The sequence below is a fragment of the Herpetosiphon sp. NSE202 genome, assembly GCF_042688385.1.
Taxonomy (GTDB): domain Bacteria; phylum Chloroflexota; class Chloroflexia; order Chloroflexales; family Herpetosiphonaceae; genus Herpetosiphon.
Window position 1 is genome coordinate 223,223 of sequence record NZ_JBHUPY010000015.1, and the last position, 23,083, is coordinate 246,305.

The following is a 23,083-nucleotide window of genomic DNA, read 5'->3' on the forward strand; positions in this document are numbered from 1 at the left end:
AGTTGGAAACTTGAAATGTATACAAATTTCAGCGAACCACTTAATTAAACCTTAGCGATCTTCGCGTCCTTCGCGGTTTCGTCCCAACCTAAACTTCGTGTCCTTCGTGCGCTTCGTGGATCAATTTAACTCAATCTTCGTGGCGCAATTAATCAACCAGTGCGGGTCGGAATTTATAGCCATAGACCAGCAGATCGTCCTCGCCGACTTTGCCCCAGCTGCGGGTCACTGTTTCCACTGCCATGCCAATTTGCAATTCGCTTGGCTCGCAATCGGTCAATTGGGCCGTGATCAAACAGCCATCGGCCAGCTTGACAATGCCCACAATTACGATTGGCTCGTGGTCAAATTCGCTACGATTGCTGCGCTGCGCCGTCCACGAAAAAAGTTCGCCAGTGTTGGACAATTGATAGGGCTGCCAAGCATCTTGGGCCTCGCCTAATTTGGCTGGCTGAGCGGGAAATCGCACCCGACCATCGCTGTGGCGTTGGCCTTCGAGGCGGTAGCGTTGGCCTTTGAGCCGCCATTGTTTTGGTAGATTCATCGTTAAACCTCGGCTACTTGCAAAATGTGAGTCACAGCAGTTGCGCCAACGCCACCCAAACATTGGGCTAGGGCGGTTTTGGCCTTGGCAACTTGATTGGCTCCTGCTTGGCCGCGCAATTGAGCCACTAATTCGACCACTTGATAGACTCCGCTTGCCCCGCCAACATCGCCGCGAGCTTTGTAGCCGCCAGCGGTTGCGAGCGGTAATGCGCCATCTTTGGCAATCACGCCTTCGGCAGCTAATTGCGTGGCTTGGCCGCGTTCTGCATAGCCCAAGGCTTCCAAACTAAGGGCTGCGGCAATCCCATGCGGGTCGCTTAATTCGATTAAATCAATTGCCTCGCGATCGATTTTGGCTTGTTGCAAGGCCTTGTTGCCACTAGTTGCGGCGGCTTCAAGCCATAGCAGATCAGGGCGTTGAGCCAAAGCCAGGTTGCTGCTGCTGCTAGCGCTGCCCAAAATTGCGATTGGCTGCGCAACTTCGCGGGTATAGCGTTCGCTGATCAACACCACTGCGGCTGCGCCATCGGCGACCGTCGAACAATCGAGCATATTCAATGGCTCGGCAATTTGGCCTGCATTGGCCCATTTTTGAGCATTAATGGCAAAGCGATAGAGTGCGTTGCGATTGCCCGCGCCATTGGCATGGGCATTGACCGCAAATGGTGCTAAGGCGGTGGCTGGCAGTTGATATTCGTGCAAATAGCGTTGCATCAAGAGCGCCCAGCCGCCAGTTAAGGTGAGGCCAACGGCGCGTTCAAGCTCGCCATCCAAGCCTAAGGCCAAGGCTGCTTGCACATCGGCATCAAGCTTGTCAGTGGATTTTTCGACACCAAGCACCACGACAACATCTGCTTGGCCGCTGGCAATTGCCAAATAGCCTTGGCGCAGAGCCAACGCGCCGCTGGCTCCAGCAGCTTCAACCCGCATAGCTTCGCAATTCAAGCCAGCTGCGCCAGCGATATACGCGCCAAGTTGGCTTTGCTCGCTGAGCGTATCGCCAAGCGCATTGCCAACATACAAGGCTTCAATCAGGCTAGGATCAAACGAACCAACCGCGCCCCGCAGCGCTTCTAAGGCCAAATCGAGCAACGAACGATCGTAATGTTCGCGAACGGCGGTACAGGCTGTGCCTGCAATAAAAACCTGTTGCATTGCACCTACCCCTTTATTCAACAATTTTGCCGCGCCACTTGGCATAGGTGGCATAATCGATTAATTGGCGGCGCTTGAGATAGGCGCTGGTGCGGGGCGCTAAATTGCGCGCTGCCACCAAAGCCTCTGTTACCACCAACGAATAGGCATCGCTGCCAGCACCGCTGCCATACGAGGCCAGCAAAATGCGGTCGCCAGCTTGGGCCACATCGAGCACAGCACACAAGCCAATCATCGAAGCAGCCGAATAGCTGTTGCCAATTTCGCCCGCCAACAAACCTGCTTGGCATTGCTCGGGGGTAAAGCCCACTTGTTTCGCCATAGTTTGGGGAAACTTCACGTTGGGCTGGTGAAATACAGCATAGTGATAATCGGCGGCAGTGCGGCCTAATTCGGCCAATAATTGCTTGGCGGCAGTGCTGACATGGTGAAAGTAGGCTGGTTCGCCGGTGAAGCGATTGCCATGCATCGGGTAGGGCCGATCGGCGCGGCGAAAGAAATCGGGGGTGTCGGAAACATACGAAAGTGTTGCTTCAATCGTGGCGAGTGCTTGTTGGGCAGGGCCGACGATTAATGCTCCAGCAGCGGCGGCGGCGGTATATTCCAAGGCATCGCCCGGGCGACCTTGGGCGGTATCAGCGCCAATCGCCAGCACATAATCGGCCATGCCACTGCCAACCAAGCCCATACCTGCGCTCAAGGCTTCGGTACCAGCTTTGCAGGCAAATTCCCAATCGGCGGCGCTGATCCAGCGCGAGGTGCCGAGGGCTTCGGCAACAATCGTGCCGCTTGGCTTGACGCTATAGGGGTGGCTTTCGCTGCCAACCCAGACGGCGGCTAATTGTTGAGGATCGATTTGGGCACGCTTGAGGGCATTGCGCCCAGCTTCAATCGCCATCGTAATCGTATCTTCATCGGGGCCGGGCACGCTTTTTGATGTAATTGGCAATGCTCCTTCGCTAGCGGCCCAGACGCGGGCAATTTCTTGGGCTGCAATGCGATAGCGCGGAACATATGCTCCATACCCAACGATCCCAACCGGACGTTCAGGTTGACGCATGAGTTTGTCCTTTCAACAATGGTTGATGGTGCAGCGTTGCAACCGCTAGCGGCATTGCCAGCTCAATTTCTGCTAGCACTCTAGCACGCTGAAGCTGCCAAAACCTGTCAAGTCAGCCATAAAAGCTTGATGAAAACTCTCAACTTGCGCCAAGCTGTGGTATGCTGCGCAAAATTACGAGCTGCAATTGCCCAATTAGTGCGAGCTGTTGTATGTATTACGAATATCAACATGAGCAAAATCTGATTGTTATGACCGCCGAAATGGAGCTTGGTTTTTCAACTTCAACCGGAATGTTGACGCTGCTGCGTCGTCCCAACCAAGCCAACATTTTGAATATTGGTAGCGTGGGCATGTCGATCGATGTGCAACTGGCCGATGGTTGGGTCAGCGAGTCGCATTTTCCCCGCTATCTTAGCCATCATGGCCGCGAAGTGGCGGGCGTAACCGAGTTGACGATCAACATTGGCTTGGGCTTTTTGCGCATCAGCGATACCTTGCAAATAACCGGAACCTTGATTCGACGCTCGGTCGCGGTGACCAACAGCGGCGGCAATGAGGCTCGCGTGCATTGGGTGCGGCTCAGTTGGCCATATGCGCGGGTTGGCAGCTATAGCGAAGCCCGTTTTGAAGCGCCGAGCAATAGTTTTCGCCCACGCTTGGATATTGCGGCGGTTTCAAAATTACGCCGCGGACGTTTGCCTGGCCAAGCAATTGCTCCTGCCATTCGGCGCGGACGCTTATTTGAAAATGCACCTGATCGTGGGCCTGGCTTGTTGGCCTTGCACAGCACCAGCGAAAGCGATAATTTACTGTGTTGGTATTGGAGCAAAGATCAATCGGCATGGCCTGATATTGATGGCAATGATTTGGGATTAACTGTTGGCCACGAGTTGGAAATTGCTGGCTGGCTGGCTCCCGATGCCACGCTGAGCGGCGGAACCCAATATTGTATGTTGGTGCAGGGCAATTGGTACGATGCGATGCATGCCTTTCACAACACATGGCCTGTGCTGGGCGTGCGCAGCTTGGCCGATGTACCCGATTGGGTCTGTGCGGCCAATATTTTCGAAACCCACGTTGGCTTGTGGGGTGGCTTTGCCCAATTCACCCAAGAGCTAGCGCGGTTGCGCGATTTAGGCTTCGATACGATCAACCTGATGCCAATTTGGCGCTACAACAATCTTTCGGGCAAGCCATGGGATATGAATTGGCAGGCAGCCGGCTCGCCGTATGCAATCGAAGATTTTGAGCAACTTGAGCCGACGTTGGGCACGGAAGCAGAATTCAAGGCGCTGGTTGATCAAGCCCATGCCTTGGGCATGCGCGTGCTCTGCGATTTGGTGGTGCAGGGCTGTTCGCGCACTGCGCGCTATGTTCAAGAGCGGCCAGGCTGGTTTTGCCGCGATGAGCGCGGGCGCTTGGTTTCATCGCACGGCTGGAACGATACCTACAGCTTCGATTGGGCTAATCCTGAGGTGCAAGATTTTTATGTGGATTGGACGACGCGCTTCGCCCAAACCTATCAGATTGATGGCTGGCGGGTTGATGCACCGCATCGCAAGGAGCCAAATTGGGATCGCCGTTTGGAGCGCATGGCTGCAAGCACCTCGTTTGGCGTGTTGACGATTGTTGAGCGCATGCGCCAAGCGTTGCGCCAAATCAATCCCCAAGCTGCCTTATTGTGCGAATTGTATGGCCCGTTGTTCCCAACCAACCACGATTTTGCCTATGATTATTTGGCTCACTTGATGTTTTTTCACGCTGGTTTGGGGGTGCTCTCGCCGTATGAGCTTGGCGAGTGGCTCGAAGATCACTTTTTGGCCTTGCCCAAAGGCGCAATTCGGGTTTGTTTTACCGAAACCCACGATACCCGCGATGTAAACCCGATTGCCGATGCAGTGCGTGGCTCACGCCTCGCACGCTTGCTGATGATTGGGATGGTTGGCTGTGGCTTTGTGCCAATGCTCTGGACGGGCCAAGAAGTTGGCCAAGAAGCGTGGATCAAACAGGTATTTAGGATTCGTGCCAACTACCCAATTTTACGCCATGGCAAGCAATTGTTTAATGTGATGCCCTGCGATGTGCCTTCGGTTTGGAGCGTGCTGCGGGTGTGTCACGAAGAACGCTTGGCGGTGGTGTTGAATATGGGTCCGCATCGGCGCACCGCAACCCTGAGCATGCCCGTTGATCGCATGCAGATGGCCGAGGGCGAGTATCATTTGTTCGATTTAGTGCGCGAGCAAGTGCTGGAATATGCTGGGCGACGCAGCTGGCGACGTGATGATCTGCTGAATTTGACCTTGATTTTAGAGCCATTCGATAGCTTGATGCTGCATATTCGGCCTGGTTCGCCGCCCGATCCTGCTGCTGCCAAGGCTGAGCCAGCCGCAGCCCCACCAACCACCACGCGGCGGAAAAAAGCCTAGCGCAAAGAGCATAGAACAGAGAGCATAGAACATAATAATTGGGAAACTGAAACCGCGAAGAGCGCGAAATGGGGATTTTTAACGCAGAGAGTGATGGGCGATAGGCGATAGGCGATAGGCTAAGTGTAATGGTCCATTGCATTAACCACAGCATGCTCCCCTCACCCCCAGCCCCTCTCCCACTCAACGCGGGCGAGGGGAGCACCCGTTTTTACCGACGCATTGCGCAAGAACCATGGAATAACGCCCCTCGCCCGCGCCACGGGAGAGGGGTTGGGGGTGAGGGCATGCCACGCGTATCCAATGAACCATTACAGCTCTAGGCTATGGGACAATTATTGGTTTTAGCGACCAATCCCCGATAGCTAAAAGCCAAAAGCCAACAGCCCTTCGTGCTCTTCGTGGTTAATAAAACTCTGCGTCCCTGTTCTAGTGGGTTGGTGTAACCGTAATGTACGAAATTGGCGTGATGGGAAAACCACTAACCGTGAATTGCAACATAAAACTACCGCCTTGCGTGCCAGTTGCATTTGGGCCACTATAGGCAGTCATCTGCAATTGATAATCTCCTAACTCTGGATGCCAGCGACTATTCTTCTCGATCAAAGTATAAGGGAAATCATTATCAATGCGATAGGGCTTTCCATTGAGCATAAACTGAACGCTGCCCACAACCAGAGGTTGGGTAATGGCCTTGAGATTGAAATTATCCGTGCTCAAGGCTCCAAAATCGAACGGTACCCAACTTGCTAAGGGATCAAATACCCCAATTGAATCCCCTGTATTGCCATCAAGTAAACTCCAGCTAGCGACAGAAATGCCACCAGGTGGAGTTAGCGTGGGAATTATTGATGCGTAGGGATCGGTTCCGGTTGGATTAATTGCGATTCCGGCAGCATCAAGCCACTGACGGGTTTCAAGGTTGAAACGAAACGGTAGCCCATTGTCTGATTCAAGCTCAACCATGGGATAATTCACCGCCATAATGTTAAGCAAGTTGGTTGCTTGCGGTGCAGGATAGATCTGCATATCTCGCTCCATGAAATCAGCTTCCGGATAAACTGAAACCCGAATTGAGCCAGGAGCTTCATAAAATTCTTGGCCCGCTGATACCCGAATGCGAATCGTCTCATTGTGAATGCGGGTCATCCAGCAACTCATAGTTATAAAGCTGGGATCGCCTTCCGCAGATTCACAATCGTCACCATAGACAATTCCTGTTGGTAAGACCCTCGTTGGGAGTGATTCATAGGTTTTTGGTGGACCCATTGGATCAGCAGTCGGCAATGATTGCATGGTTTCCTCAAAATGGATTATAGCCAGATCGTGAGCTGCTTCGGCGGTAACCCGAGCAATGGCATCAGCAGGTGGCGTGCCAATCACCCACGCAAAGGGATCTTCATAAGTTGCGGTTGGTTGCGCAGGCTGTGCGCCGCTGTTGGCGATGGGAGCCAGCGGTTGAATCTTGGTTGGGGAACGATCAGGCTGGCCGCAACTCGCGAGCAGCAACAACAATCCAGCAAGCATTGGTCGCATCCAGTGCTTAATCATGGTCTCTTCCTCATAATTGGAGTCACCCTAGCCTACTGTGGCTAACCAACGCCACACAATGATAGCAAGCTGATATAAGGATGAAGGATGAATTATGAGGGATGAAATGAGAACATGGAGTATAGAACAGAGAAGTTGGAACCGCGAAGAGCGCGAAGAACGCAAATGGGATTTTTAACGCAGGGGGTTGAGGGCGATAGGCGATAGGTTAGCGGACGATTGTTGGCATTTGCAATAGATCAAGTTTGTCCCCTCACCCCCCAACCCCCTCTCCCACGAAAACGCGGGCGAGGGGGAGCACGGTTGTTCACCAAACAGTGCGGTAGAATCACGAGATTACAGCCCCTCGCCCGCTCTGTGGGAGAGGGGTTGGGGTGAGGGAATGCCACATTTGCCAAACCAACTAATCATTATGCCGCGCGCCAATTTCCCCTTCGTGTTCTTCGTGGTTAAAAAAGCTCTGCGCCGCTGCGTTAATATATTTCTTCTTTTGATTTTTGACTTCTGACTTCTGCCTTAGTATTCCAAGCTTGTATGGTAAGATAAGGCAAGATTTGATTTTACTTCACGGAGGACAACGATGTCGGATCATAAGGTGTACTATAACTACATTGGCGGCGAGTGGGTGCCAGCGCGTTCGGGCAAGACCTACGAGAACCGCAACCCCGCCGATACCCGCGATGTGATTGGCATCTTCCCCGACTCTGGTGCTGAGGATATTGCCGATGCGGTTGCTGCCGCCAAGGAAGCCTACAATGCATGGCGGCTCGTACCAGCGCCCAAGCGCGGCGAGTTGCTCTATCGGGCTTCGCAAATTCTTCAAGAACGCAAAGAGCAATATGCCAACGATATGACCCGTGAAATGGGTAAGGTTTTGGCTGAAACTCGTGGCGATGTGCAAGAAGCCATCGACATGGGCTATTTTATGGCTGGTGAAGGCCGCCGTTTATATGGCGTAACCACACCCTCGGAATTGCCCAATAAATTCCAGATGAGCGTGCGCCAACCCTTGGGCGTGTGTGGCTTGATTACGCCATGGAACTTCCCAATGGCCATCCCATCGTGGAAGATCTTCCCAGCGTTGATTTGTGGCAACACCGTGGTGATCAAGCCTGCCGAAGATACTCCGCTCTCAACCTACAACTTTGTACAAGCCTTGGTTGATGCAGGTGTGCCAAAAGGCGTAGTTAACATCGTTTCGGGCCATGGCCCAAGCGCTGGTGAGCCATTGGTGCAACATCCCGATGTCAAGGTGATTTCGTTCACTGGCTCGACCGAAGTTGGTCGCCATGTCTCAACTTTGTGCGCCCAACAAGGCAAGCATGTTTCGCTCGAAATGGGCGGCAAAAACCCCATGATCATCATGGACGATGCTGATCTTGATTTGGTCTTGGCTGGCGCAGTTTGGGGTGCGTTTGGCACGACTGGCCAACGCTGTACCGCCACCTCGCGGATTATTGCGCATCGCTCAATCGTCGATGAACTGACCAGCCGTATTCAAGCAGAAGCCAAAACCATTCAAGTGGGCAATGGCTTGCTTGATGGCATGCAAATGGGGCCATCAATCAACGAAGGTCAATTGAACGTGGTTGAAAAATACGTCAAAATTGGCCGCGAAGAAGGCGCTGAATTGGTATTGGGCGGCGAACGCTTGACCGATGGCGATTTGGGCCATGGCTTCTTCCACCAGCCAACCATTTTTGGCAATGTCAAACGCAACATGCGCATCGCTCAAGAGGAAATTTTCGGGCCTGTGGTTTCGATCATTCCCGTCGATAGCCTTGAAGAAGCGATTGATGTCGCCAACGATGTGCCATATGGCTTGTCATCGTCGATTTACACCCGCAACGTCAACAATGCCTTCATTGCCATGCGCGATCTCTACACGGGGATTGTCTATGTCAATGCGCCAACCATCGGGGCCGAAATTCACCTGCCCTTCGGTGGCACCAAAGGCACGGGCAACGGCAAGCGCGAAGGCGGCACGCAGGTGCTCGATACCTACAGCGAATGGAAATCGTTGTATGTCGATTACAGTGGCGGCTTGCAACGCGCCCAAATCGATAACGCCGAATAATACTAATTTCAAGCGTGAGCCAGCTCTTTGGTTGGCTCGCGCTTGGATGTTTGAGCGCGTTAAGACTTTGTTTCTTGTCACTCCCCCCTCGTTCGAGTACAATACCAAAAAATTCTGGCACATTTCGTTGTCTCAATGAGCAGCGCTGCTCCAACCCCTTTGCAACGACACAGAGAACACATACTTATGATCGCAACATCTTCACGACAGGTAGCCGTGCCACGCACACAACGTCGCCGCTTCACGGTTGAACATCTGGCCTATATTGGCCTTGGCTTGCTCTCGGTGCTTATGCATCTGTGGGCGCTTGGCGGTCGCTCATTGCACCACGATGAAACGATTCATGCGTACTACTCGTGGTTGCTCTATCGCGGCGATGGCTATTTGCACGATCCGTTGACCCACGGGCCGTTTTTGTATTATTGGACCGCCTTGCAATACTTTTTGTTTGGCGACAATGAGTTTACAGCCCGTTTGGCCGCCGCGACCTTTGGCATAGCCCTCACATTAACGCCGTGGCTGCTGCGCAAAAATATTGGGCGTGGCACGGCCTTGATGATGGCAGGCTACCTGTTAATTTCGCCAGTAACCTTGTATGTCGGGCGTTTTATTCGCCACGATATTTTTGCAGTTACCCAAGAAATTATCTGTTTGATTGCGATCGTTCGCTATATCTCCACCCGCCATGTGCGCTGGATTTATATTTTCTTTGCCTCGTTTGCTTTAATGTTTGTCACGATTGAGACCTCGTATCTCTTTACCTTGACCCTTGGCAGTTTTATTGTCTTGGTCACGCTCTGGCAGGTCAATCGCAAGCTCTTGATTCTGTTTGGGGTTTATGGCTTGTTGGCGGTAGCCTGTCTCAAGGGCATTCCTGATCATCGCGGCTTGGTGGTTTCGGGCAGTGGCAACCCTGCTCCGGTGCTCGATGCCAATGGTCAAGAGCAATGGTTACCGCTGCCATTGGTCACCGAAAGCCAAGCCTTGATCGTGCGCAACCAAGGGGATGATCTGTTTTTCGACGATACAGCGAATGGTGGTTTGCGCCAAGGCTACTTCTCGAAATTACGCGAAACCTTGTTTGGCATTAGCGATGCTGAAGCCCAAGCCAACCAAAGCCGACTCTATCATCAAGTCAAAAATCAAACCCTGTATGGCAATAATGGCGTGTTTATGCACATGCCAATTACGGCCTTGACCATTCTCACGGTGGTCTTTTTGATCGCAGTGATTGTGATTATTTGGTTTTACAAGGGCAAAGATCAAACCCAAACCATGTGGAAACGCGCCGTCAGCCAAGCACCAGAACGCAGTTTGCTGCCAGCCTTGGATTCACTTTGGGGTATGCATGGCGCTTTGGCGGTGGTCTTGGGCTTGGTGATTTACGCCGCCTTCTTCACCTCGTTTGGGGTGCATCCAGTTGGCGTGGTTTCGGGGATTGCTGGCTCGCTGCTGTATTGGGTAGCGCAACACGACGTTGAGCGTGGCGGTCAGCCCAGCCATTATTACTTTGTGCAATTGCTGGTGTATGAGCCATTGTTGTTGTTTGCTGGCTTTGCGGCCACCATCGCAGGTATTGGCCACTTGGCCTTACAAATCAAGCGTGGCGCTGCTTTGACTGCGCAGCGCATGGCTCCTGGCTTGTTGGCGTGGTGGGCAGCTGGCTCGTTTGCCCTCTATAGCTGGGCTGGCGAGAAAATGCCATGGATCACCTTGCACGTTGCAGTGCCCTTGATTTTTATTGCTGCTTGGGGCATAGGGCGCGTGTTTGCTTGGGGCTTCCAGCCAATTCAACGGGCATGGCTGAGCAAAGAATTACCAACGCGCCGCACCGAATGGCTTGGCCTAGTGAGCTATTTGGCGGTGATTGGCTTGGTTGCAAGCTACGCAGTGATGCAATTAACCAGAATGGTGCGCATTCAGCCGAATATTGCGCCAACTGGCAGCCCAGCTACGCCAATGTTCCTTGGTAGCATGATCTTGATTGTGTTGGCGATTACTGGCTTTTATAGCATGTTCCACGGCTGGCGACGGGCAGTAACTGGCTTAACATTGGCATTAACCATCATCTGGAGCATGTATTCATTCCGCTCGGCGTGGCGCTTGAATTACCAAAATGGCGATATTCCGATTGAAATGCTGGTGTATGTGCAAAGCTCGCCCGATGTTGGCCGCGTGATGGACGATTTGCGCAAGGTTTCAATTGCCGAAACAGGCCGCATGGAATTGCCGATTATGTACGATAATGAGCAAATCTGGAAGTGGTATGTGCGCGAATATACCAAAGCAACGGGCTTTTCTGGCGCGATGAACAGCCCTGCCACCCCAGAAACAGCGGCAATTTTGATGATCGATAGCAACTGGACGACCAACCAAGCCAATGTCGAAGGCTTCCTTGAAGGCCGCTTCCCATTGCGCTGGTGGTTCCCTGAATCGCAGTTCTATCGCTTTGCAGAGGTGCCTGAGCTTGATGCCAATGGCCAAACCATGCGCGATAGTAGCGGCGAACAAATGATGCAGCCAGCGCCATACGATCAAGATTCGACGATTGGCCGCCTGATTCGTAACCCATTTGATGCCAAAACCCAAAATGAGCTTTGGCGCTATTTGCTGTTCCGTCAGCCGCCAGGCCAGCTATCGTCGGTCGATTTCAAAGTCTATGTTCGTCCACGCTATGCCCATGTGTTGGGCGTGCAAACCCAAAATATGAATGGCCAATCGCAGGTGCGTTAGGCCGGTCTGTGTTTCCACTTTGTAACGAGATGATTTGTTGCTTATGACCACACCTGACTTAACCAAAAAGCGTCTGCGTCGCGCTCAGCCACTGCAAGTACGCCGTCGGCAGAGTTCATCATGGTTAGATCGTTCAATTGCCTTTGGCTGGCTGAATAGCGAGTTAATTGGCTATCTTGTGTTGATTGCGCTGAGTGTGTTTATGCACCTGTGGCAATTGGGCAATATGGCGATGCACCACGATGAATCAATTCATGCCAAATATAGCTGGCAGTTTTATATGGGCAAGGGCGGTTTTCAATGTGGCATCGACAATGCCGCCTCGGATACCTACTGCTATAACCCAGTGTTTCACGGACCAACCCTGTATCTCAGCACCTATCTGAGCTACTTTTTGTTTGGCGCAAGTGATGCGACCGCGCGTTTGCCCATGGCCGTGGCTGGCATCGCCCTCGTTGCTTCGTGCTGGATGTTGCGGCCATTGATTGGCAAACGTGCAGCCTTGCTCAGCGCAGGCTTGATGGTGATTTCGCCAACCTTGCTCTACTTTACGCGCTTTGCCCGCCACGATGCCTTGGCGATTTTGTTTACCTTCTGGCTGATGGTCGGATTGTTCCGCTTTTGGCAAGATGGACGTAGCCGTTGGCTGAATTTGGCAATGGCGAGCTTGGCATTGCTCTGGGCAACCCACGAGTTGGTCTTTATCATTGGCTTTATTATCATCAGCTTTTTGGTTCAGCGCCTGCTTTGGGAAGCGCTTGGCTCGAAAAAATTTGTGATTGCGTCAGGCATTCTGATGGCAATCACCGGGGTCTTGATGATCTTCCAACCCCATGTTTCGTTGCCAACCGCTGTCAATCAAACCGCCAATGAATTGAATTTTGGCGGCTTGGGCCTGATTGGCTTTTCAACGCTGCTGTTTGGTCAATTAGTGAGCCTGCGCTGGAGCGAAGCGCCGTTGTTTCGCCAAGGCTTGCGCTACGTGAGCAAACGGGTCTTTTGGCAAGCCTTTGCTGCCTTTGCCGTAACCTTTGTTGTGCTGTTTAGCACCTTCTTTACCTATCCACGCGGGATTGTCGATGGCCTGTTTGCCGGCATCAGCTATTGGTTTGGTACGCAGCAAACGTATGCCCGCGGCGACCAACCATGGTTCTACTATTTCATGCAATTGGGCATTTACGAGTTGTTGCCCGTGAGCTTGACCTTGGTTGGTTTAGGTGGTTGGCTGGCAAAAATTGGCTGGCGTAAGGCCGTTACCAATTCCAGCATTTGGGATGAAGCTGGCGATGAACCCGCCAAGCCTGCCGCTGACGCAACTGTTGCTGAAGCCGCAGCTGAGCCAGCAGTTGTCACAATTGAGCCAATCAGTGATGGCGTACCAGTTGGCGAAAATCCAGTTGTGGTTGCTGGCCAAACCTCGTATATGGCCCAAGCTGAGGCCGAAATTCGCGAAACCACGTTTGAAGAAACTGTGCCTGCAATTTGGCTGGGCTTTTTGTTCTACTGGTTCTTGATGGCGCTGACCCTGTTTTCGTGGGCTGGCGAAAAGATGCCTTGGCTGACGATTCACATGACCTTGCCAGCAGTCTTGGCCGGCGCATGGGCACTCGATAAAATTGTTGAGCGCACCAATTGGGCCGAAACCAAACGCAGCATTGCCTGGTTGGCAATTCCTTTGGGCAGCATCGGCTTTGCCCTAATTATTGCAATTATGGGGGCGATTGGCGCGGCGACCGGTGCCAGCCAACAAGTGATGAGCACCCGCGTTAGCGCTTTCTTGCTCGTGGTTTTGTTGCTGATTGTTGGCGTATTGCTGTGGATGTTGATCCAACGAGCACGCTTACGAGTGATTGCCGCCTTCGCTACCTTGGGAATTTTGGCCTTGCTTGGGCTCTATAGCCTGCGCTCAAGCGTAGTCGCGGCCTATATTCAACCAGATGTGCCAGTTGAATTTTTGGTCTATACCCAAACTGCGCCGGATATGCCAGTGATTGTGCGCGAAGCTGAGCGCTTGGCAATTAGCCAAACCCGCAACAGCCGCTCAATCGAAGATCCAACTGGCGGCCATACCATGAAAATCCTGATTAGTTCAGGCGATGAATCAAGCGCAAGCCGCGAAGGTGGCTTAAATCAGCCGCTCGATTGGTATTTCCGCGATTGGACGAATATTCAGTGGGTCAGCAAGGGCCAAATCGCTACCCTCGACCAAACCATGCTCGACGCACCAATGGCGATTTTTTCCAAATCGAACTTGGCTACTGACACCACTCAACGTATGGAACAAGCAGGCTATGTGCAGCTCTACGATACCTACCATAACTGGTGGTTTCCTGAGAGCAGCAGCGATGGCCTATCGAGCTACAAAGATAAACTCTACGATCCTGCCTATGGTTGTGATCCAGCCATGAAAGGCCAGCAGGATGTCAATGGGCGCTCGAAGTTTAATTGTACCCTCGGCGGCGCTTTTATTCTGACATGGCCGTTGCGGCCATCAAACTGGGTGACAATGCGTGAATATATGCTTTCGCGCGAGTTGCCCTCGACCGTTTCTTTGGGTGGTCGCGAGATTGTGGTCTTCGTCAAGCGCGATTTGGCCAACTTGCCAGTTGGCGAAGGTGGCGCTGTAGCCGGTACGGGCAGCACGCTCAAATTGGTTTCCGAAGGCCAATTGTTGGGCGACGAGCCAGCCGAGCCACGCGGCATTACGACTGGCCCAGATGGCTCGGTCTATATCGCCGATGCGCCCAATAATCGAATTTTGGTCTATCAAACCGATAGCCAAACCAAGATTATCAGCGGCACAAATACTGGCGCATTGCTCGAACCATCAGGCGTAGCCGTCGATGAAGAAGGCTTTGTGTATGTTGCCGATACCTGGAATGCGCGAATTGCCAAATTTGATGCCCAAGGTAAATTCGTTACCAGCTGGGGCAGCGGCAGCGAAGAGCTACAACCTGGCTCAGGCAAGCGCCTCACGCGCACTGGCGGCACGGCTGAAGGCAATGCTGCCAATCCATTGGGCTTCTTTGGCCCGCGCAACTTGGTCGTCAGTGGTGGGCGGGTCTATATCGCCGACACTGGCAACAAACGGGTCGTCGTGACCGACACCGAGGGCAATTACCTGGGCCAAGTTGGCACTGCTGGCGCAGGCATCGGCCAATTCAACGAGCCAATTGGTTTGGGTACTGCCAACAACAGTTTGTATGTTGGCGATACTTGGAATGGCCGGATTCAGGTCTTCCCGCTTGATGCGAATGGCGTGCCCCAAGCAACGCCAAGCGTCCAATGGTCGGTTGCTGGCTGGCAAACCGATACCTATCTCGACCCATTTATTGCGGTCGATACCCAAGGGCGGGTTGCGGCTGCGATTCCAAGCAAAAACCAAGTTGCCTTGTATGGGGCAACTGGCCAATTGTTGCTGGTTTGGGGTGGCCAAGGTAATGATGATGCCTCGACTGGCCAACCAAGCGGCATGGCATTTGCCCCTGACGGCAGTGTCTATGTTAGCGAAAAAGCCAATCGGCGGATTCAGCGCTGGGTCTTGCCCAAAGTTCGCTAAATTAACCTGATTGCTCAAGCCCATGGTTTTGGCCATGGGCTTGTATGTTTAACCCATATAGCTATGCTACAATGGCGCTCTAGCCTCGTTTTGTGGATCTACTACCGTTTTTCGTAGGTGAAGGTGTGTTATGACTCAGCCGCAAACCACATATGACCCCGACAGCGATAGCCTGTTGTTACGTTTGGCCTATGGTGATGAATGGTTGCAGTTTAATTTAAATGAATATGTGCAAGTAGAGACCGATCCCGAGTTGCAAATTTGCTATGCATTGATGCTTAACGATTATTCTTTGCTGATTGCCCAAACCAAATATGGTCAGCGTTTTTTTCCCCTCGATGGCTTGCAAGGCCTGAAACAGGAGCAACAGGAACGGCTGTTGGCGTTACTCTTGAGCCAAGGTCTGCAACCATTTTTGAGCGTTGCCGCTTACACACCATCGTTGGTCGATACCGTGCCCATGATCAGCATCCACGATTCAATTAGCTTCAATCAGGTTGAATGGCAATCGCGCTTCGAGCAATATCCTTAATCGATCAAATGGCATTAATTAGAATAGAGAGAATCTAGTATGACGACTGATTTGTTTCAGGCTGCCCAACAGGCGTTAAATCAACAAAATTATCAGCTTGCCCAACACCATTTGATCACGCTAGTGCGTGCTAATCCCAGCCATGGCGAGGCATGGTGGCAGCTTGCCCAAACCTTTGATGACCCCCAGAAACGCCAAGATTGTTTGGATCGTGCGCTACGCCATGGCTATCAACCAGCAGCCCAAGCTATCGAGCCAGAATCGGTGCTCTTGCCGTGGGAGCAAGCTGATGCTTGGGATAGCCCACCAGCACCAAATTCTTCGGCAGCGGCAGTTGCTATGCCACCACTGGCGAGTGCTCAGACTCCCAATCCAAGTGCTTCAGGTGCATCAAATGCATTTCAATTGCCAGCAGCACCACCCTACCCACAGTTAAATCCCGCTGATCTCAATCAGATCGTCAAGCTGTTAAAAAGCAATGCTGATCGTTCGCAGCAAATTCAAGCAGTTATGAGCATGTTTCATTGCTCGGCAGAGCATGCCGATCTGTTGATCCAAGGCGTTGCTTATCACTATCCGCAGCTGTTGCGCCCAGTCAAAATTGACATGAGCCGCTTTGCGCTTGAACTGGTTAGTGTGATTCTTGGGCTTGGCCTTGCCTTTATTGGTGGGTTTTTGCTCTTTAATCCTGATACCGTGCGGCGCAAATGGCCATTACGGCTTTTTTTCATTGGCCTATTTATCGCTGTCAGCGCTGGTTTGCGCATGATTATGCTTACTCGGAATCCTAGCTAAACTATCGTGGCACAGCATTTGCTTTTATACAACCATATGAAAGCCTGATAGTAGTTAGTTTATGATAACAAAGGAGTTAGCAATGGGTAACTTAGGCGAACGGATTAAAGGTAAAGCTGAAGAAGTATATGGCGATGCCAAAGAACGTCTTGGCGATGCTTTAGATAACGAACAAATGCAAGCCGAAGGCCGCGCAACCGAACTCAAAGGCGAAGCTCGTCAAGAGGCCGCTAAAGCAGCCGAACGCCTCGGCGGTATGGCCGATGAAGCCAAAGGCAACCTCAAACAAGTTGCTGGCGATTTGCTCAACAACGAGCAAATGCAAGCAGAAGGTGTAGCCGAAGAGCTCAAAGGCGAAGCCCGCCGCAAAGCTAACCAATAGACCTATTGCTTTCCCCCTCATAGCAATAGCTCACCTAACACTGCCAATTCATGGCGGTGTTAGGCTTTTAGGGTGATTTTTCGCCTAGTACCTGCTGATTTTGCCCAACTTGTGGCTCTAACGCGCGTAGAGCTTTACAAATGGAGGCATGTATGCAGCGTTTAATCATCCGTTTAATGGTGTTACTGATAGCAATCTCGCTACTCCCAACAGCTTCACAGGCAAGCCCAAGTGTGCCACCTACGCGCTTTATCGATCAGCCGTGGCTTAATCTTTATTATACAAATTTGGTATGGGAAACGAGCGGCCAATGTGCTGGCATGTTTCGGGTTCAAACCACCAATTTATGTACCCACGGCCCCGATCCTATTGAGCCACAGCAACCCCAAAGTTGGGATAATGAATTGAATTATCCTAACAATAAAATACATGTGTCAATGACTCAATCATCCCAACCTTGCCTTGATGATAGTACCAACTACTATCGAACCCAAGTCTTGTATGTTCGGGCGAGCGATACCCAAGACAATAGCTCAATTATCGCGCCAGTCTTGCGCAAGCAATTAGTCGGTGTGGATAGTATTTATAACCAAAGTGCGCAACTAACTGGCGGCCAACGCCATATTCGCTGGCAACTCGATCAGGCTTGCCAAATTGATGTTCAGCATGTGGTTATTGCGCCGAGTGCTGATAACGATTTTGGCTCAACGATTGCCGCTGTGGCAGCCCAAGGGTTTAATCGCGCTGATCGCAAATATTTGATGTTTGTTGAGGCCCGTTATTACTGTGGAATTGCCACCGTGCAGCACGATACCCAAGCCAGTAGCGCGAATACCAATAATCATACAGTGGCGTATGCGCGAATTGATGCAGGCTGTTGGAATGCGCGGGTTGTTGCCCACGAACATATGCATATGATTGGTGGCGTTCAGCCAAATGCCCCGAATACAAGCAGCAGTTGGCATTGCACCGATGAATGGGACATTATGTGCTACTCCGATGCGCCATCGTACCCACAATTAGTTATTGCTTGCCCCGAGCATAGCATTCGCGATATTTTCGATTGTGGGCATGATGATTATTTTCATACCAATCCACCAGCCCAGAGCTACCTTGCCACCCATTGGAATAGCGCCAATAGCCTGTTTTTGAGCCAGCAAAGCCAGTTTTGGCAGGTTTATCTCCCAGTGGCAGCCCATTGATAGGCACGATTATATGTGCCAGTCCTTGTTTGATATAGGAGTAGTATCCAGCTGTGGATTGTTTTGAAATACCGATGGAATATACCTTTCGGGCTATAGGCAGTTTACCGCTTAAGCCGTAACCTTAGGGCATCAATTTGCTTTCCCTATGCAGTCCCTATGCTGCCAAGGTGTTATAGCATTGAGCTTTGTAGCACCAGCCATGTGAACTTCAACAATTGAGATGAAAGCTGGATTGTTTCGGTTTAGGAGCGCGTGAAAACCTTTCCAAGATTTGACGAATTGTCTATCGATAGGCCATAGCGAAACGCTATTGATCACGTTTTACCTACGTTTTACCTAGCAGAATAGCCTTAGAAGGAGCCGTCCATGTCAGCCAACCCAACCACCGAATGGCGTTTCAAAATTTTGGTCGCTGGCCTTGTCATTATTTTTATGTTTGCAGGTTTGAGCCAAGCCAGCGGTAAAAGTGGCCCTATCGAAGGTGGCTATCCTGCGCCAATAACTGCGCCAATTGTCTTTGTTACGCGCACGCCGAAGCCAACGCTCGTGCCAATTACCCGTACACCGAAGCCAACGCCGCGCAGTCCATATCCAACGCCGATCGTCAGCCGAACGCCAGAAGCAACGCGCACCGCAACCCGCACGCCAGAAGCAACGCGCACCGCAACCCGCACACCAGAAGCAACGCGCACCGCAACTCGCACGCCGGAAGCAACGCGTACCGCAACCCGAACGCCAGAAGCAACGCGCACCGCAACCCCAACGCGGATGCCCGCACCAACCCGCACACCAGAAGCAACGCGTACCGCAACTCGCACGCCGGAAGCAACCCGCACGCCGGAAGCAACCCGCACGCCGGAAGCAACCCGCACGCCGACCCTTTAATCAGCTTAAATACAAAGCGTGGGCGATCAAGCTTGATCGCCCACGCTTTTGATTAACTTAAAGTTGTTCGAGGACGGCGCTCTCTTGGCCAAGCATTGAGTAAAGGTTGCTGAGCAAGCCTTCTTGCGGGTTGATGCGGTAACTTGGCTCCAACATCACTTGGCCCATGGGGTTGGGTAGATAGATCGTAATTGGTTGATCACCTTCATAGCCTCGTAACACCCGATCGATTTCTTGCATGCGCCGAATATCAGTTTCGTTGTTGCCTGAGCGGGGCAAGTAAATATGCAAATGGAAACGTGGCCCGCTGGCAACCGCAACGCTGCTCGTATCTTCATGGCTGGCTGCTGGCGCGACGCTTACTTTGCGTCGAGGTCGTGGCACAATCGTAACTGCCGCTGGAGCTGCGGCTTCACTTTGGCCATTGCCGTTGCCGTTGGCATAATGACCATTGCCATTGCCGTTACTGTGTCCATTGCCATTGCTGTTGCTGTGCCCATTGCCATTGCCGTTACTGTGTCCATTGCTGGCAGCATAGCCATTGCCATTGCCATTGATCGGTGCAGAAACGCTTGCAGTGCTCATCGCTGGACGTACCTCAACATAAACATCATCATTGAAGGCTTCCTCTGGCAGTGGTGCGCCATCATCAAGATAGGCGGGCATTTCGTCGATTGCGCCAACTGAGCGCCGAACTGCCACGCTTGGCGCAGCAGGCTTAGCAACATTTTTTTGCTCAACAGTGAAGGCACTCACCGATTCAATCATCAATTGCATTTCGTCGCGGCGATTGTCGACTTTGGCGGTAATTTGGACAATTGCATCATCAACCAAGAATTCAGCATATTGCTCTAAGGTGCGTGGGAAGGCCACAAATTCGATTTCGCTTTCCAAATCCTCGACCTTGCCGACCAGCATCGAATCGCCTTTTTTGGTTTGAATCCGTTTGGTATTCTTAATCATGCCAATCAGGCGGATGGCTGTACCAATGTGTTTTTTCGTGATCATGCCAAGGCTGATGCGGCCAGGATCGTGCGGGGCACTCTCTAAGGCTTGAGCCATCGGATGCTCAGAAATATACATGCCCAAAAGTTCTTTTTCCCAGTTGAGCAATTCGCGCTGCATTTCGAGGCCGGTTGCGATCGGCGGGAAGGGAATTGGCGCAATGGTTGGGGTGCTCGATTGTTCGCCGCCGCCAAGCATATCAAACAGGCTATTTTGGCCTGCTTCACGGGCTTTTTGGGTTTCATGGCCGGCACTAATCGCCCGATCAAGAATCGCAAGTTTCTGGTGGCGCGTGCCTGGCAACGAATCCATTGCGCCACATTTGATCAAGCTTTCCATCACCCGCTTGTTGAGCACGCCGCGATCAACCCGCGCACAAAAATCTTCGATACTGCTGAAGGGGCCGCTTTCATCGCGCACTTTCAAAATTGCTTGAATTGGGCCAATCCCAACGTTGCGAATTGCACTCAGACCAAAGCGAATGCCGCGATTGTATTTGATGCCCTCAGGCAAGGTTCCGTTGATTTCAACAATCGTAAAGCCTTCTTTACTGCTGTTGACATCGGGCGGCGAGACGGCCACGCCCAAGCGTGAGGCTTCGGCCACACTCTTGGCAACTTCGTCGATTTCGCCCGACGCTGCCGAAAGCGTGGCGGTCATATACTCAGTGGGATAATTATTTTTGAGCCAAGCAGTCTGATAGGAGAGCAATCCATACAGCGTCGAGTGCGGGCGGTTGAACGAATAGCCTGCAAAAGGCAGAATCAGTTCCCACAATTCGTCTGCTTGGGCTTGGGTCAAGCCTTTACGAATACAACCCTCTTTGAAGCGTACTGAGTTTTCGGCCATCAGTTCTTTGTTCTTTTTGCTGATGGCTTTGATCACGATATAAGCTTCACCAAGCGTATATTCGGCAACCGCTTGCAGCAATTGCATAATTTGTTCTTGGTAAACGATAACCCCGTAGGTATCCTCAAGAATTGGCTTGAGAATCGGGTGAATGTATTTAATCGCGTGGGGATTATTTTTGTTGTGAATGTAAACCGGAATTTGTTCCAGCGGCCCTGGCCGATATAGCGCCACCATACCGTACAAATCATCAACCCGCGTGGGTTTGAGCTGCACAAGGTAACGGGTCATGCCCGCCGATTCAAGTTGGAACACGTCGACCGTTTCGCCCCTGCCCAAGGCCTCGAAGGTTTTTTTATCTTCCAGCGGAATATCCGAGAGCCATAGCGTTTTGCCAGTGGTTTGCTCGATTAGTTGCAAGGCTTCGGCGGCCACCGAAAGGTTGGTCAAGCCCAAAATATCCATTTTGAGCAAACCCATTTTGGCGAGGGTTGGCCCTTCAAAGGCTGCCATGATGCCATGTTCATCTTTGGTGGGGCGCTGCAATGGCACCATATTTTCAAGCGGATGGCGACTAACGACGACCCCACAGGCATGGGTTCCGACGCTCTTCATCCGCCCCTCGACCTTTTGCGCCCAATCCATCAACTCGCGCAATTTGGGGTCGCTATCATAAATTTGCTTGAGTTCAGGCACTTTATCCAGCGATTTGGCGATCGTCATGCCCACGGGCAAGGTGGGAATTAACTTTGCAACCCGATCGACCTCGCTGAGCGGAATATCGAGCACGCGGCCCATATCGCGCAGCGCTGCTTTGGCTCCCAGCGTGCCATAGGTGATAATTTGGGCCACGTTCTCGCGTCCATATTTGGTCGCAATATAATCGAGAATTTCACCGCGCCGCGAATCAGCAAAGTCGGTGTCAATATCGGGCATTTCCAAGCGTTCGGGCGAGAGAAAACGCTCGAACAGCAGCTTGTTTTGCACTGGATCAACGTCGGTAATGCCCAAACAGTAGAGCACCAACGAAGCACCAGCCGAACCCCGCGGCAGACATGGAATCCCATTCGAGCGCGCAAATTTGACATAATCCCAAACGATCAACATATAATCGGGAAAGCCCGTTTGGTTGATCACATCAAGTTCGTAGCTCAGCCGTTGCACATATTCCTCGGTTGGCTCGCCGTTGCTGCGCTTGATCAAGCCTTCTTCACAAATCAGACGCAAATACGAAGCTGCATCGTGGCCTTCGGGAATATCAAACTCTGGTAATTCAACCCGCCCAAAATCTAATTTCAAATTGCACATATCGGCGATGCGACGAGTGTTTTCCATCGGCGCAGTGCCATACATCTTGTAGCGATCCCACATTTCGTCGCCAGACATAATGTGGTAGGTTTCGTCCATTTGATAATTTTTCGAGCATAACTCTTGGAGCGTGAGGTTAAAGCCCATCGCCATCACCCGTGAGTGGGCTTCAAGGTCTTCGCGGCGCACAAAGTGGGTATCGTTGGTTGCGACCAAGGGCACATGCATTTCCTTCGAGATGCGCACCAGTTCTTCATTAATTTCTACCAGTTCAGGCGTATTGTTATGCAGTTGCAATTCGAGGAAGTAATTCTCAGGCCCAAATAAATCGCGGAACCAAGCCACGGTTTCAACAGCTTTTTGGCGTTGCTTTGATTGAACATTTTGAATCACTTCGCCAGCGATACACGATGAGGTAACGATCAAGCCTTCGTGATATTGCTCAAGCAACTGGCGATCGATGCGTGGGCGGGCGAAAATACCTTTGCCCATGCCATCGAGGTGCGAGCGCGAAGTCAATTTGACCAAGTTGCGATAGCCAACCTCATTTTGGGCGATCAGCAGCAGGTGATAATAATTTTTACCGCCCTTGACCATCGGATCTTTATTCGAGTTGGGGGCGATATAGGCTTCCATGCCAATAATTGGCTTGACGTTGGCTTTTTTGGCGTTGGCATAAAACTCCATCGCGCCATACATCACGCCGTGGTCGGTTATGGCGATGCTATCCATCTGAAGCTCAGCAGCACGTTCGGCGATGGCTTTGGTTGTGGCATAGCCATCAAGCAAGCTATACTCCGAGTGAACGTGAAGATGGACAAAATCTTTCATAACAAACCTCTTTTATAGCTAGGGTTGCCCATAGCGAAAGCCGCCCATAGATTGGCGGTAAAAAAGCAGAAAATGCTTTACACAAATGAATCACGAAAGGTGGTTTTTAGGCCATCGCTATGGTAGAGAAAGCGCTTATTCTCAGCTTGGTGTGTCAAGGGAGCATGTAGTTTACTCAGAA

At 51.8% G+C, this 23,083-nt stretch carries 14 protein-coding genes; 9 read left to right on the plus strand and 5 right to left on the minus strand.

What is annotated here, in order from left to right:
• Positions 1-148: 148 nt before the first annotated feature.
• The 3 genes from ACFMKP_RS18925 to ACFMKP_RS18935 are packed head-to-tail and all read right to left on the minus strand — an operon-like array spanning position 149 to position 2,761.
• The gene (locus ACFMKP_RS18925; protein ID WP_382294072.1) at positions 149-544 is read right to left on the minus strand and encodes a Zn-ribbon domain-containing OB-fold protein; all 396 of its coding nucleotides are present in this window, start codon (positions 542-544) and stop codon (positions 149-151) included.
• Between the two features lie 2 nt (positions 545-546).
• Entirely contained in the window at positions 547-1,701 is a 1,155-nt protein-coding gene (locus ACFMKP_RS18930) for a beta-ketoacyl synthase N-terminal-like domain-containing protein (RefSeq protein WP_382294074.1), read from the minus strand.
• A 13-nt stretch (positions 1,702-1,714) separates the two neighbouring features.
• Complete coding sequence (locus tag ACFMKP_RS18935) at positions 1,715-2,761, minus strand: hydroxymethylglutaryl-CoA synthase (protein WP_382294076.1); 1,047 nt, start codon at positions 2,759-2,761, stop codon at positions 1,715-1,717.
• Between the two features lie 212 nt (positions 2,762-2,973).
• On the opposite strand from ACFMKP_RS18935, the gene ACFMKP_RS18940 reads away from it, so the two are divergent.
• Positions 2,974-5,190, plus strand: a complete 2,217-nt coding sequence (locus ACFMKP_RS18940) for an alpha-amylase family glycosyl hydrolase (RefSeq protein WP_382294078.1) — start codon at positions 2,974-2,976, stop codon at positions 5,188-5,190.
• A gap of 429 nt (positions 5,191-5,619) precedes the next feature.
• Here the strand turns inward: ACFMKP_RS18940 and ACFMKP_RS18945 are convergent, their stop codons facing one another.
• Positions 5,620-6,741 carry a hypothetical protein gene (locus ACFMKP_RS18945; RefSeq protein ID WP_382294080.1) on the minus strand — a complete coding sequence of 374 codons (1,122 nt, stop codon included), beginning with the start codon at positions 6,739-6,741 and terminating at the stop codon, positions 5,620-5,622.
• 580 nt (positions 6,742-7,321) lie between these two features.
• Between ACFMKP_RS18945 and ACFMKP_RS18950 the strand changes: the two genes are divergently transcribed.
• The 8 genes from ACFMKP_RS18950 (at position 7,322) to ACFMKP_RS18985 (ending at position 18,909) form a co-directional block, all read left to right on the plus strand.
• Complete coding sequence (locus ACFMKP_RS18950; RefSeq protein WP_382294082.1) at positions 7,322-8,818, plus strand: aldehyde dehydrogenase family protein; 1,497 nt, start codon at positions 7,322-7,324, stop codon at positions 8,816-8,818.
• A 216-nt stretch (positions 8,819-9,034) separates the two neighbouring features.
• Positions 9,035-11,551 (plus strand): flippase activity-associated protein Agl23, encoded by a 2,517-nt coding sequence (locus ACFMKP_RS18955; RefSeq protein WP_382294084.1) that lies wholly within the window; start codon positions 9,035-9,037, stop codon positions 11,549-11,551.
• 43 nt (positions 11,552-11,594) lie between these two features.
• The gene (locus ACFMKP_RS18960; protein ID WP_382294086.1) at positions 11,595-15,110 is read left to right on the plus strand and encodes a flippase activity-associated protein Agl23; all 3,516 of its coding nucleotides are present in this window, start codon (positions 11,595-11,597) and stop codon (positions 15,108-15,110) included.
• A gap of 130 nt (positions 15,111-15,240) precedes the next feature.
• Positions 15,241-15,642 (plus strand): hypothetical protein, encoded by a 402-nt coding sequence (locus tag ACFMKP_RS18965; protein ID WP_382294088.1) that lies wholly within the window; start codon positions 15,241-15,243, stop codon positions 15,640-15,642.
• Positions 15,643-15,681: 39 nt separating this feature from the next.
• A complete protein-coding gene (locus tag ACFMKP_RS18970) occupies positions 15,682-16,437 on the plus strand; it encodes a hypothetical protein (RefSeq protein ID WP_382294090.1) in 756 nt (251 codons plus the stop codon).
• Positions 16,438-16,519: 82 nt separating this feature from the next.
• Positions 16,520-16,819 carry a CsbD family protein gene (locus ACFMKP_RS18975; protein ID WP_054535810.1) on the plus strand — a complete coding sequence of 100 codons (300 nt, stop codon included), beginning with the start codon at positions 16,520-16,522 and terminating at the stop codon, positions 16,817-16,819.
• A gap of 152 nt (positions 16,820-16,971) precedes the next feature.
• Positions 16,972-18,021: a hypothetical protein gene (locus ACFMKP_RS18980; protein WP_382294092.1), complete on the plus strand. Its 1,050-nt coding sequence runs from the start codon at positions 16,972-16,974 to the stop codon at positions 18,019-18,021.
• A 369-nt stretch (positions 18,022-18,390) separates the two neighbouring features.
• Positions 18,391-18,909: a hypothetical protein gene (locus tag ACFMKP_RS18985; RefSeq protein ID WP_382294094.1), complete on the plus strand. Its 519-nt coding sequence runs from the start codon at positions 18,391-18,393 to the stop codon at positions 18,907-18,909.
• Between the two features lie 57 nt (positions 18,910-18,966).
• Here the strand turns inward: ACFMKP_RS18985 and dnaE are convergent, their stop codons facing one another.
• Positions 18,967-22,902, minus strand: a complete 3,936-nt coding sequence (dnaE, locus tag ACFMKP_RS18990; RefSeq protein ID WP_382294096.1) for a DNA polymerase III subunit alpha — start codon at positions 22,900-22,902, stop codon at positions 18,967-18,969.
• Positions 22,903-23,083 lie beyond the last annotated feature (181 nt).